This is a genomic window from Azospirillum brasilense (assembly GCF_007827815.1).
Classification (GTDB): domain Bacteria; phylum Pseudomonadota; class Alphaproteobacteria; order Azospirillales; family Azospirillaceae; genus Azospirillum; species Azospirillum brasilense_C.
In genome coordinates this window covers 124,076-136,570 of record NZ_VITH01000015.1, presented here as the reverse complement: position 1 = coordinate 136,570, position 12,495 = coordinate 124,076, and the positions used below count along the sequence as shown (strand labels likewise).

Genomic DNA, 12,495 nt, shown 5'->3' with positions numbered 1-12,495 from the left:
GCATGGGCCGGGCCCGGAATCTTGCTGCGCAGACAATCCGCTTCCCGTACGATGACGGTCAGGAAAAGACGCCACGCCTTTGGGAATGAGTTGCAAGACCCATGATGTCACGGCGACGAAGCGTCACGTTCGAAGTGGTCGTCGAGCAGGGCGGCAAACCCAACATCGACGGCGTCTTTGCCGACGAGGCCGCGGCGCGGGAACGCGCCGCCTATCTGCTTCGTCTTGCGAAATTTCCGGTTGTCCGGATTTCCAAAGTGAATCAGGCCGGCAAGGAAGAGGTCATCTTCCAGAAGTCCAGCTCCGGCGGCGGCAAGCCGACCACCATCTCCACCATCGACGAGACCGACGTCGGGCCCGCCACTCTCTGCACCGACGCGCTCCAGCTCTTTTCCTACGAGAGCCGGATGCTGCTGCTGCGCCTGCTGCGCGGTTATTGGGACGATCAGGCGGTGATCCCGGCCGAGCAGCTCCACCGCTACTACCCGCTGCGTTATTTCGAGCGGGAGGCCCTGCTGTTCAATCCGGCGGTCAGCCGGCTCGCCGCCCTTCAGGCGCCGCTGCTGGGCGTGAAGCCGTTCGACCGCCATGACCAGCTCATGCGGATGTTCACCCGGCTGAAGGAGATGGCGCAGGCGTCGGACACGCTGGCGCCCTTCGACGCGGCGCTGGCCCGCGGCGGGGTGGGCGGCCTGCTGGCGGCGGCGGGAGAGCGCCCGCCGGAGGAGCGCGACCGGCTGGTCACCCACGCCTTCGCCGCGGTGCTGGAGCCCTGCCGCGACTGGCCCGGCAAGGTCAAGGCGCTGCTGCGCTTCCACCGCGAGGACGGGGAGGAGGAGGCGAACCGCCGCCTGCTCGACCAGATGCTGGCGGAGACGGTGGACGGGCGGGAGCCGGTGCGCGCGCTGATCGGCTACGCGCCCGACCTCGGCGCGGCGCTGCAAAGCCTGATCGCGGCGATGCACGGCGACCTCGACGACCGGCTTCCCCACACCGACGAGCTGCTGGCCCTGTCCAACGCGCTGGGCGGTGGCGGCTTCGACGAGACGCGCAAGGCGCTGCTGCGCCGCGTCCAGGGCGGTCTGGCCGGCCTGACCCCGCTGACCCGCACCGGCACCGCGGCCGAGGGCAAGGCCTTCGGCATGATCGTCGACCGGCTGACCAACTTCGACGGCTTCCTGGGTGGCGCCGGCATGGCCGAGGCATTGACCCGGCGCGCCAAGACGGTGTGGAGCCACGGCGGGCAGGACGCGTCCTTCGACACGGCGGTGCAGCGTCTGGCCACCCGCCTGCCGGCGCCGGCCCAGCGCATCGGCTATCTGCTCGACCTCGCCACCAGTCCCTTCGGGCGCAACAAGCTCAGCGTCCTGATTCGGCAGGTCGCCACCGAGTTCGAAAGCATCACCTCGGCCCGCGAGCTGGTCGCCCCCGGCGTCAGCACCGACGACGTGCGCGGCGGCCTGGGCCGCCGCCTGCGCGCCGCCGGCATCCCGCGCGCGCTGGCCGAGGGGCTGATCGCCAAGATCGCGGCAATTCCGGACGCCGAACGGTCGCTCAGCATCCCCTTGCTGGCCTCTCCTGTTGGAGACGTCGTGACGCGGGCGACCGAGGAGACGGTCCTGATCGACGTCGCGAAGGTGGCGGCGGAGCGGCTGGTGCTGTTCTGGCGCGGCCAGACCCGGGCGATCCCGGAGGACGGGACCCAGCTCGTCATCGGGCGGTCGTCCCAGTGCCAGTTCGTCCTCGACATTGCCTCGGCCTCGCGCCGGCACGCGGCGGTGTCGCGGCAGGACGGCGTCTTCGTGGTGGAGGATCTCAGCCGCAACGGCACCCAGATCGCCGTTCCGGGGGTGGCCGAGCCGCGGCGGCTGAAGGCCGGTGAACCGCTGCCGCTGCCGCCGCGCGGCGAGATCGTCATCGGCTCAGCGGAGCTGGGCGAGGAGCCGGCGCGCATCGCCTGGGAAATCGTCAAGCGCTGAACGCGTCGTCCAGCGGGCGGAACACGGGGCGCCAGCCGTCGCCGCGCACCGCCAGCGCGCCGACCAGCCCCGGCGCCGGGCGCAGGTCGAACAGCGACCAGTCCGCAGCGGTCCCGGCCTCCAGCGCGCCGTCCAGGCCGAGCAGCCGGGCGGGGCGGCCCGGCACCAACTCCACCGCGAAGCGGTCGAGCGGCGTGGACAGCCCCTGGCCGGTCGCCTTGATGAAGGCCTCCTTGCGGGTCCAGCCGTTGAGGAACGCTTCGTCCCGCAGCGCCTCGGGCAGGGCGGCGAAGGCGGCCCGCTCCTCCGGCGCGAAGAATCGCTCGGCGATTCCCTCGGCGTCCGGCACGGACCGCAGCCGTTCGACGTCCACGCCCAGCTCCACCGTTGCGCCAGGGGCGATGGCGATCAGAACGTGATCCTTGCAGTCGGCGAGGTTGAAGGCCGGGCCGCCGGGGAGAAAGGGCTTGCCCATCGGACCGTAGGCGAAGGACAGGGCGGCCGGGTCGCGCTCCAGCACTTGGCCGAGCCGATGGCGCAGCAGCCCGCGCCGCAGAACGCAGCGCGCGCGCAGCTCCTCCGTCGCGAAACGGGCGGCCCGCGCCGCCTCGTCGGGAGAGAGCAGGGCGCGGAACGCCTCCAGCCGGTGCGCCAGCCCGCGCAGGTCGGCATAACAGAGTTGAATTTCTCCCGTTCCCCACATCGGATGTCCCCATTCCCCGGATTCGGGACTATAACCGCGCTGGCCCCGCGCGGCGATTGCGCTATCATGCGCCTCCCTTTTGCCGGATCTGGAATCATGGTCGATACCGCTCAGCTTGCTCCGCATCTGTCCAACGTCGTCAAGGACGCCGCCATTCCCGAGCTGCCCAACCACTACCGGGGCAAGGTGCGCGAGAATTACGACCTTCCCGATGGGCGGCGCGTCATCATCGCCACCGACCGGCTGTCGGCCTTCGACATCATCCTGACCGCCATCCCCTTCAAGGGGCAGGTGCTGACCCAGATCGCCCGCTATTGGTTCGAGGCGACCAAGGACCTCTGCCCGAACCATGTCCTGGAATACCCGGACCCCAACGTCGTGGTCGCCAAGCGGCTGACCATCATGCCGGTGGAGATCGTGGTCCGCGACTATCTGGCCGGCACCACCGGCACCTCGCTGTGGACGATGTACAAGAAGGGCCGGCGCGCGATGTACGGCCATGTCTTCCCCGACGGGCTGCGCGAGAACCAGAAGCTGCCGGAAACGATCATCACCCCGACCACCAAGGCCTTCGACGCCGGCCATGACGAGGAGCTGACCGCCGCCCAGATCGTGGAGCGCGGGCTGCTGACCCAGGTCCAGTGGGACGAGGTGACGGCGAAGGCGCTGACCCTGTTTGCCCGCGGGCGCGAGATCGCGGCCGCGCGTGGCCTGATCCTGGTCGACACCAAGTACGAGTTCGGCTTCGACGAGGCCGGCAACATCATTCTGGCCGACGAGATCCACACGCCGGACAGCAGCCGCTACTGGTTCGCCGCCAGCTATCCCGAGCGGTACGAGGCCGGGCAGCGTCCGGAGAGCTTCGACAAGGACTTCGTGCGCAGCTGGGTGACCCAGCGCTGCGACCCCTACAAGGACGCCATCCCGGAAATCCCGGCGGAGGTCGTGCTGGAGGCCGCCCGCATCTACATCGAGGCCTTCGAGACGATCACCGGCCAGACCTTCCAGGTTCCGACGGAGGTCACGCCGGCGGTGGAGCGCATCCGGGCCAATCTGGCGCCCTATTTCGCGAAGCCGTGATGAAGATCGCCATCCTCGACGACTACCAGAACGTCGCGCGCGATCTGGCGGAGTGGCATCGCCTGCCCAACGGCAGCGCGCTGACGGTCTTCGAACGGCCGATCCCGGCGGCGGAACTGGCGGGCACGCTCTCCCCCTACAGCGTCCTGGTCATCATGCGGGAGCGCACGCCGTTCCCCGCGTCGCTGATCGACGCGCTGCCGAACCTGCGGCTTCTCGTCACCACGGGCGGGCGCAACAACGCCATCGACCTGGAGGCCTGCAAGGCCCGCGGCATCACCGTCTGCGGCACCGGCATGGTCGGCACCCCGACGGCGGAGCTGACCTGGGGCCTGATCCTGGCGCTGGTCAAGCGCATCCCGCAGGAGGAGCGCGGCCTGCGCGCCGGGCGTTGGCAGGCCGGCCTGACGCAGGGGCTGGCCGGCAAGCGCCTCGGCCTCGTCGGGCTGGGCAAGCTGGGCACCCAGGTGGCGCGGGTCGGACAGGCCTTCGGGATGGAGGTCGCGGCCTGGAGTCCCAACCTGACCGACGAGCGGGCCGCGGCGGCCGGCGTTTCCCGGCTGGACAAGCGCGACCTGTTCGCCACCTCCGACATCGTCAGCGTCCATCTGGTGCTGAGCGAGCGGACGCGCGGCGTGGTCGGGGTGGACGACATCGACGCGATGAAGCCCTCGGCCTTCTTCGTGAACACGTCGCGTGCCGGTCTGGTGGACGGGGACGCCCTGCTGGCGGCCCTGCACGAGCACCGCATCGCGGGCGCCGGCTTGGACGTCTTCCCCGTGGAGCCGCTTGCGGCGGACAGTCCCTGGCTGGAGGCGCCGAACACGGTGCTGACGCCGCATCTGGGCTATGTCACCCGCGAGAACTACGAGGTCTTCTACCGCGACGCGCTGGACGACATCCTCGCCTGGCACGCCGGCGAGCCGGTGCGGATGCTCGCGTAAGGACGGGACGCACCACCCCGCCCTTTCCCCATGGCGCGGGAAAGGGCGGGGCGTCTCGCATGGGCGCAAGCCCTTGATAATTTTCAGGCTTCCGTGTCTTTCCCGGATCAGCCCTCCAGGCGCCGCGTTCCGTCCCGCCCGCCCGCTTTTTTCGCCCCCGCAGCACGGATTGTGGGATTACAGCCGCGGCCAAGACGTAGATGGATGGCCACCCCGCCACTTGCGGGGCGCGATTCCATTCCCAAAATGGGTGTGGAACCTGCGGCGGGGGCGGGAGAGGAACGAGTTTCGTTGCGTGGCGCAGGCCCTGCTGGGGTTGCGTGTCCGTGGGGTGGGGCGGCCACCGGTCCCGGCGACGATTGGCGCTGTGCGTGTTGCCATTGTGGACAAGGCGTGCCGAATTTGATTGGAAGTCTGTTGGTTCACGGCCATCCCGGCACGGACCGCGGACGGTCGGGACAGGAGACGGAAGGTTTGCCACCCATGGAGACAGGAATGAACATCTCGGACCTCTTGTCCGCACACAACGTCATTCTCGATGCAGGGCCGGCCAACAAGGAAACCCTGCTCGACCTTCTTGCCACCGAGGCGTCCAGCCGCATCGGAGCCCCCAAGGAGGAGATCCTCAAGGCCCTGCAGGCGCGGGAGCACATCGGCTCCACGGCGCTGGGCAAGGGCGTGGCGCTTCCCCACACGGAGCTGCGCGGGGCCGAAAACCCGCTGGTGCTGTTCGCCCGGCTCCGCAAACCCATCGATTTCGAGGCCCGCGACGACGAGCCGGTGGACCTGTTCTTCCTCGTCCTCTGGCCGACCGCGACCCGCAAGGGCCTGCTCCCCGTCATGGGCGAGATCTGCAAGGCCCTGCGCGACCCGCAATCCCTGCGCAAGCTGCGTCAGGCGGAGACGCCCGACACGGTGGTGCAGCTCGTCCGGCAGGCGCTTCCCCCCAACGCCGAACGGGAGCTTGACGACGACGATTTCTGACCGAGCGATTTCTGGCCGGCGCGGCGAGGGACCCCCATCCTTCCTATATTCGTAAAGCCGACAGTTCTCAGCATTTTGGCCCCTCCGATTGCCCGAGACCCCATTGTCACAGACCATGTCCGACGCCCTGTTGCTCCTGGCCGCCACCGGCCTTCCGTTCGTCGGCGCGATCGTCGCCGGGATGCTGCCGACGCACGCGCGCAACACCGCGGCGTGGCTGGCCGGTGCGATCGCGATCATCGGGCTGGGTCTGGTGTGGGCCGCCTATCCGACGGTGGCGGCGGGCGGGGTGATCCGCCATTCGATGGCCTGGATGCCGTCGCTCGGCCTCGACCTCACGCTGCGGATGGACGGCTTCGCGTGGCTGTTCGCCGGGCTGGTGTTCGGGGTCGGCGCGCTCGTTGTGCTCTACGCGCGCTATTACATGTCGGCGGACGATCCGGTCCCCCGCTTCTTCGCGTTCCTGCTGGCCTTCATGGGGTCGATGACGGGGGTGGTGCTCTCCGGCAACCTGATCCAGATCGCCTTCTTCTGGGAACTGACCAGCCTCTTCTCCTTCCTGCTGATCGGTTATTGGCACCACACGGCGGCGGCGCGCGACGGCGCGCGCATGGCGCTGACCATCACCGCGACAGGCGGGCTGTGCCTGTTCGCGGGGGTGCTGCTGCTCGGCCACATCGTTGGCAGCTACAACCTCGACGTCGTCCTGGCCTCGGGCGACAAGATCCGCGAGCACGCGCTCTACCTGCCGGCGCTGGTCCTCATCCTGATGGGCGCGCTGACCAAGAGCGCGCAGTTCCCGTTCCATTTCTGGCTGCCGCACGCCATGGCGGCGCCCACCCCCGTTTCGGCCTACCTGCATTCGGCGACGCTGGTGAAGGCCGGCGTCTTCCTGATGGCCCGGCTGTGGCCGGTGCTGGCGGGGACGGACGCGTGGTTCTGGATCGTCGGCAGCGCCGGTCTGGCCACCCTGCTGATCGGCGCCTATGTGGCGATCTTCCAGAACGACTTGAAAGGACTTCTGGCCTATTCGACCATCAGCCATCTCGGGCTGATCACGCTGCTGCTCGGCCTCAACAGCGAACTCGCCATGGTCGCGGCGATCTTCCACATCATCAACCACGCCGCCTTCAAGGCGTCGCTGTTCATGGCCGCCGGCATCATCGACCATGAGACGGGCACCCGCGACCTCCGGCGCCTGTCCGGCCTGAACCGCTTCATGCCCTTCACGACGCGGCTGGCGATGGTGGCGGCGGCGGCCATGGCCGGCGTGCCGCTGATGAACGGCTTCATCTCGAAAGAGATGTTCTTCGCCGAGACGCTGACGGCCCAGGGGTCCGTGACCTTCCTGCTCGATATCCTGCCCTTCGCCGCGATGGTGGCGAGCGCCTTCGCCGTGGCCTATTCGCTGCGCTTCATCCACGGCGCCTTCTTCGGCCCCGACCCGGTCGACCTGCCGCACCTGCCGCACGAGCCACCGGCCTGGATGCGCCTTCCGGTCGAAATCCTGGCGCTGGCCTGCATCATCATCGGGCTGCTGCCCGCGGCCACCGTGGGGCCGTACCTGAACATGGCGGCCCACGCCGCGCTCGGCGCCGCGACGCCGGAATACAGCCTGGCGGTTTGGCACGGCTTCAACACGCCGCTGGTGATGAGCCTGCTCGCCCTGGCGGCCGGCGTGACGCTCTACTTCCTGCTGCAGCCGCTGTTCCGCCGCAACATCGAGGGCCCGCCCTTCATCAGCCGGCTGGAAGGCCGCCGCATGTTCGAGCGCAGCATGGTCTTCCTGTCCTGGCGCCTCGCCCGGACGCTGGAGGGGCTGCTCGGCACCCGGCGGCTGCAGCCGCAGCTCCGGCTGGTCGTCTGCGTCGCCATCCTGGCCGCGGGCTGGGCGGTTTACCGGCGCGGCCTCGGTCCGGGCAATCTGGTGCCGCAGGGCATCGATCCGGTGCTCGCCCTGATCTGGGCGATCGGTGCGGCCTGCGCGCTCGGCGCCGCGTGGCAGGCCAAGTTCCACCGCCTCGCCGCGCTGATCCTGCTCGGCGGCACCGGTCTGGTCACCTGCGTCACCTTCGTCTGGTTCTCCGCCCCCGACCTCGCGCTGACCCAGCTGCTGGTCGAGATCGTCACCACGATCCTGCTGCTGCTCGGCCTGCGCTGGCTGCCCAAGCGGCTGCCCGGCACTGGCACGTCGGAGGTGATGCGGACGGGGCGCCGCCTGCGCGACCTCGCCATCGCCATCACCGCCGGCCTCGGCATGGCCGGGCTGGCCTTCGGCGTGATGACCCGCTTCCCGCCGGAGATCCTGGCGCAGCATTTCCTGGAGCGCGCCTACACCGAGGGCGGCGGCACCAACGTCGTCAACGTGATCCTGGTCGACTTCCGCGGCTTCGACACGCTGGGCGAGATCGCCGTGCTGGGGGTGGTGGCGCTGACCGCCTACGCGCTGCTGCGCCGCTTCCGCCCGGCCCCCGACAGCGTGGACGTGCCGGAGCAGCAGCGCGACCAGAGCGCCTACGACATCGCCCGGCCGGAGCGGCGGGAGGGCGACACGGTGGCCGATTGGCTGCTGATCCCGTCGGTGATCGCGCGTCTGCTGTTCCCGGTGGTCGGCATGGTCGCGCTGTTCCTGCTGCTGCGCGGCCACGACCTGCCCGGCGGCGGCTTCGCCGCGGGGCTGATGGGCTCGATCGCCATGATCCTGCAATACATGCTGGGCGGCACGCAGTGGGTGGAGGCACGGCTGCGCGTGCTGCCGCTGCGCTGGATGGGCCTCGGGCTTCTGCTGGCCGCCGGCACGGGCCTGGGCGCCCTGCTGTTCGGCCGGCCCTTCCTGACCACCTATTTCGCCTACGCGCACCTGCCGCTCATCGGCGAGATTCCGACGGCGAGCGCGCTGCTGTTCGACATCGGCGTGTTCGCCCTGGTCATCGGCGCGACCATGCTGACCCTGATCGCGCTGGCCCGCCAGTCGGTCCGCGGCCATCGCGCCGCCGCACCCCGCGCTCCGGCGGCGAGCGCCCCCGCGGCGCCCGCTCCGGTCGCGACCGCTGCCCCGACTGGCGCCCCGACCGCCGCAACCGGAGACGACTGATGGAACTTATCCTCGCCCTCGGGATCGGGGTGCTGACGGGCTCCGGCGTCTGGCTGCTGCTGCGTCCCCGCACCTTCCAGGTCATCATCGGCCTGTCGCTGCTCTCCTACGCCGTCAACCTCTTCATTTTCTCGACCGGCGGCCTGCGGACGGGGGCGGCGCCGGTGCTGGAGCGCGGCATGGCCGGCAGCCTCGCCAGCCACGCCGACCCGGTGCCCCAGGCCCTGGTCCTCACGGCCATCGTCATCAGCTTCGCGACGACGGCGCTGTTCCTCGTCCTGCTCCTCGCCGCGCGAGGCCTGACGGGAACCGACCATGTGGACGGTAAGGAGAAGTCCCGGTGAACGGGTGGCCAATGAGCGCTTGGATGAATCATCTGGTGATCGCGCCGATCATCATCCCGTTGCTGGTCGGCGCGCTGCTGATGCTGATCGACGAGCGGCGGCGGGCTCTGAAGGCCACGCTCGGGGTGGTGTCGGCCTCGGTGCTGCTGGCGCTGGCTGTGCTGCTGCTCTATCTGACGGACCACACCGCCACCGGGGCGGACGCCACGGTGCGCGTCTACCGGCTGGGCGACTGGCCGTCGCTGTTCGGCATCGTCCTGGTGCTCGACCGGCTGTCGGCGATGATGCTGGTGCTGACCGGCATCCTGGGGCTGTCCGCCCTGGTCTTCGCGCTGGCGCGCTGGCAGCGGGCGGGCGCCCATTTCCATTCGCTGTTCCAGTTCCAGATGATGGGGCTGAACGGCGCGTTCCTGACCGGCGACCTGTTCAACCTCTTTGTCTTCTTCGAGATCATGCTGGCCGCCTCCTACGGGCTGGCGTTGCACGGCTCCGGCCTCGCCCGTGTCCGCGCCGGGCTGCATTACATCGCCATCAATCTGGCGGCGTCCCTGCTCTTCCTGATCGGGGTGAGCATGATCTACGGCGTGTCCGGCACGCTGAACATGGCGGAGCTGGCCGTCCGCATCGCCGCGGTGGCGCCGGAGGACCGCGGGCTGCTGGAGGCCGGGGCGGCGATCCTCGGCGTCGCCTTCCTGATCAAGGCCGGCATGTGGCCGCTCGGCTTCTGGCTGCCGAACACCTACACCACGGTCGGCGCGCCGTCGGCGGCGATCATCTCGATCCTCAGCAAGGTCGGCATCTACGCCATCATCCGGATCTGGCTTCTGGTCTTCGGCGACAGCGCCGGGACCTCGGCTGGGTTCGGCGGGCACTGGCTGCTGATCGGCGGGGTGCTGACCATCGCCTTCGGCTCCATCGCGGTGCTGGCGACGCAGAATCTGGCGCGGCTGGCCGGGGCCAGCGTGCTGGTCTCCTCCGGCACGCTGCTGGCCGCCATTGGCGCCGGGCAGGCGGCGGTGACCGGCGGCGCCCTGTTCTACATGACCAGTTCCGTCCTGGCGATCGCCGGGCTGTTCCTGCTGATCGAGCTGGTCGAGCGCGGCCGCATGGTCGGCGCCGACGTGCTGGCGGTGACCCGCGAGGCCTTCGGCGAGGGCGAGGACGAGGAGTCGGACGACGACGACGCCATCGGCGTGTCGATCCCGGCGATCATGGCGATCCTCGGCATCGCCTTCATGGCCTGCGCGCTGCTGCTCGCCGGCTTGCCGCCGCTGTCCGGCTTCCTCGCCAAATTCGCCATCCTGGCGCCGATGCTGGCGCAGGGGGCGGAGGGACTGCCCTTCACCACTTGGGCGCTGATGGTGGCGCTGATCCTGTCCGGTCTGGCGACGGTGGTCGCGATGAGCCGCACCGGCATCGACGTCTTCTGGGCGTCGCCCGCTGGCGACCTGCCGCGCGTGCGCCTCGTCGAACTCGCGCCGGTCATGATGCTGCTGGCGCTCTGCGTGGCTTTGACCGTCCAGGCCGGGCCGGTGATGCGCTACATGGAGGACACCGCCCGCTCCCTTCATGGGCCGGAACGCTACGTCCAGGGGGTGATGACCACCGCCGCGCCCGGAACCGGCAAGGGAGTCGCGCCATGAAGCGCTGGTGGCCATACCCGCTGCTGACCGCCGCGCTCGTGGCGATGTGGCTGCTGCTGACCGAGAGCGTGGCGCTGGGCTCGATCCTGATGGGGACCATCCTGGCGACCGTCGCGCTCTGGGGCTTCCGGGCCCTCGACCCGCCGGGCGGACGGCTGAAGCGGCCGCGTGCCGCGTTCGCGCTGGCCGGGCTGGTGATGGCCGACGTCGCGCGCTCCAACCTCGCGGTCGCCAAGATCATCCTGAACCCGCGCAAGACGGAGCGGGTGTCCGGCTTCCTGCGCATCCCGCTCGACATGCGGGCGCCCTACGGTCTGGCGACTCTGGCCTGCATCATCACCGGAACGCCGGGGACGATCTGGGTGGAATACAACTCCGCGAACAACAGCATCCTTCTCCACATCCTCGATCTGGTCGACGAGAAGACCTGGATCGACACCATCAAGGGACGGTACGAGAAGCGCCTGATGGAGATCTTCGAATGACCGCCACGCTGCTGCTCTGGTCGATCTTCCTGGCGCAGATCCTGCTGGTCGCCGCCATGGCCTGCGCGACGTACCGCGTGCTGCGCGGGCCGCGGGCGCAGGACCGGGTGCTCGGGCTCGACACGCTCTACGTCAACGCCACGATGCTGCTGCTGACCTTCGGCATCCGCACCGGCAGCACGCTCTATTTCGAGGCGGCGCTGATCATCGCGCTGCTCGGCTTCGTCGCGACGGCGGCGCTGGCGAAGTTCCTCATGCGCGGAGAGGTGATCGAATGACGCATCTGGCCGACCTGCCGGTCTGGGCGGCGATCCCGGTGGCGCTTCTCCTCCTGCTCGGCGCCTCGCTGGCGCTGATCGGGTCGATCGGGTTCGTGCGTCTGCGCAGCTTCTACGAGCGCGTCCACGCCCCGACGCTGGGCACCACCATGGGCATCGGCTCCGTGCTGCTGGCCTCGATGCTGTGCTTCACCGTGCTGCAGTCGCGGCTGGTGCTGCACGAAATTCTAATCGCGATCTTCATGGTGGTGACCACGCCGATCACGCTGATGCTGCTCGCCCGCGCCGCCCTCTACCGCGACCGCAGCGAGGGCAGCGACGACGTACCGGCGGCGCCGCCGGCCCCGCCGGTCGAGAGCGCCGCACCGCCAGCCCCGGACGCCGCGCCGCCGGTGTAGACCGTCCCTCGGCGCGTCAGGTCGCCTCGACCTTTCTTATTCAGGTCGCCTCGACCTGGGCGAACATGCCGGAGTCGTCGGTGAAGCTCTTGAACTCCAGCCCGTTGCCCGAGGGGTCGAGGATGAAGAAAGTCCCCTGTTCCGACGGCTTGCCGGGGTAGCGGATCTGCGGCTCCAGCAGGAAGGTCGCCCCGGCGGCCTCCAGCCGCTCTCTCAGCGCGTCCCACTCCGGGCGCGGCAGCACCGCCCCGAAATGATGCAGCGGCACCGCCTTGCCGTCGACCATGCTGGTCTCGGTCGAGCGCGGCTCGGACGAGCGGTGGGCGGAGATCTGGTTGCCGAAGAAGTCGAAATCGATCCACCGCTCGGTGGAGCGCCCTTCGCGGCAGCCCAGGACATCGACGTAGAAACGGCGGGTTTCCTCGATGTCCCGGATGGGAAAGGCGAGATGGAACGCGAACACCGGCGCACCCTTTTGACGTTGGTTCGGGTGGCCAGGGTAGACCGCGCTCCGTGGTGCCAACAAACGAATTCAGCGGGGGTCAACCTCGCGATAACGCTGC

Annotated in this window: 12 protein-coding genes; 10 read left to right on the top strand and 2 right to left on the bottom strand. The window is 69.5% G+C overall.

Annotated elements, in window-relative coordinates; genetic code table 11:
- Positions 1-104: 104 nt before the first annotated feature.
- On the top strand, positions 105-1,979 hold the full coding sequence (locus FBZ83_RS25610) for an FHA domain-containing protein (RefSeq protein WP_247888469.1): 1,875 nt from the start codon (positions 105-107) through the stop codon (positions 1,977-1,979).
- On the opposite strand, the gene FBZ83_RS25605 is transcribed toward FBZ83_RS25610, so the two are convergent.
- Positions 1,969-2,682 (bottom strand): 4'-phosphopantetheinyl transferase family protein, encoded by a 714-nt coding sequence (locus FBZ83_RS25605; protein WP_145689528.1) that lies wholly within the window; start codon positions 2,680-2,682, stop codon positions 1,969-1,971. The genes FBZ83_RS25610 and FBZ83_RS25605 overlap by 11 nt on opposite strands.
- 96 nt (positions 2,683-2,778) lie before the next feature.
- Here FBZ83_RS25605 and FBZ83_RS25600 point away from each other — a divergent pair, with 96 nt between their 5' ends.
- The 9 genes from FBZ83_RS25600 to mnhG all read left to right on the top strand — a co-directional run bounded on the left by FBZ83_RS25600 (position 2,779) and on the right by mnhG (position 11,932).
- Positions 2,779-3,762 (top strand): phosphoribosylaminoimidazolesuccinocarboxamide synthase, encoded by a 984-nt coding sequence (locus FBZ83_RS25600; RefSeq protein ID WP_145689527.1) that lies wholly within the window; start codon positions 2,779-2,781, stop codon positions 3,760-3,762.
- Positions 3,762-4,706, top strand: coding sequence for a D-2-hydroxyacid dehydrogenase family protein (locus tag FBZ83_RS25595; RefSeq protein ID WP_145689525.1), 945 nt, complete (start codon positions 3,762-3,764; stop codon positions 4,704-4,706). Before FBZ83_RS25600 ends, FBZ83_RS25595 begins: the two co-directional genes overlap by 1 nt.
- 495 nt (positions 4,707-5,201) lie before the next feature.
- On the top strand, positions 5,202-5,690 hold the full coding sequence (locus FBZ83_RS25590; RefSeq protein ID WP_145689523.1) for a PTS sugar transporter subunit IIA: 489 nt from the start codon (positions 5,202-5,204) through the stop codon (positions 5,688-5,690).
- Positions 5,691-5,805: 115 nt separating this feature from the next.
- On the top strand, positions 5,806-8,784 hold the full coding sequence (locus tag FBZ83_RS25585; protein ID WP_145689521.1) for a monovalent cation/H+ antiporter subunit A: 2,979 nt from the start codon (positions 5,806-5,808) through the stop codon (positions 8,782-8,784).
- Entirely contained in the window at positions 8,784-9,128 is a 345-nt protein-coding gene (locus tag FBZ83_RS25580) for a Na+/H+ antiporter subunit C (RefSeq protein ID WP_145689519.1), read from the top strand. The genes FBZ83_RS25585 and FBZ83_RS25580 overlap by 1 nt, the downstream gene beginning before the upstream one ends.
- 23 nt (positions 9,129-9,151) lie before the next feature.
- Entirely contained in the window at positions 9,152-10,771 is a 1,620-nt protein-coding gene (locus FBZ83_RS25575) for a monovalent cation/H+ antiporter subunit D (protein ID WP_145689518.1), read from the top strand.
- The gene (locus tag FBZ83_RS25570; protein WP_114857712.1) at positions 10,768-11,256 is read left to right on the top strand and encodes a Na+/H+ antiporter subunit E; all 489 of its coding nucleotides are present in this window, start codon (positions 10,768-10,770) and stop codon (positions 11,254-11,256) included. Before FBZ83_RS25575 ends, FBZ83_RS25570 begins: the two co-directional genes overlap by 4 nt.
- Positions 11,253-11,534 (top strand): K+/H+ antiporter subunit F, encoded by a 282-nt coding sequence (locus FBZ83_RS25565; protein ID WP_145626980.1) that lies wholly within the window; start codon positions 11,253-11,255, stop codon positions 11,532-11,534. The genes FBZ83_RS25570 and FBZ83_RS25565 overlap by 4 nt, the downstream gene beginning before the upstream one ends.
- A complete protein-coding gene (gene mnhG, locus FBZ83_RS25560; protein ID WP_145689516.1) occupies positions 11,531-11,932 on the top strand; it encodes a monovalent cation/H(+) antiporter subunit G in 402 nt (133 codons plus the stop codon). The genes FBZ83_RS25565 and mnhG overlap by 4 nt, the downstream gene beginning before the upstream one ends.
- Before the next feature lie 40 nt (positions 11,933-11,972).
- Here the strand turns inward: mnhG and FBZ83_RS25555 are convergent, their stop codons facing one another.
- On the bottom strand, positions 11,973-12,395 hold the full coding sequence (locus tag FBZ83_RS25555) for a VOC family protein (protein WP_114857714.1): 423 nt from the start codon (positions 12,393-12,395) through the stop codon (positions 11,973-11,975).
- Positions 12,396-12,495 lie beyond the last annotated feature (100 nt).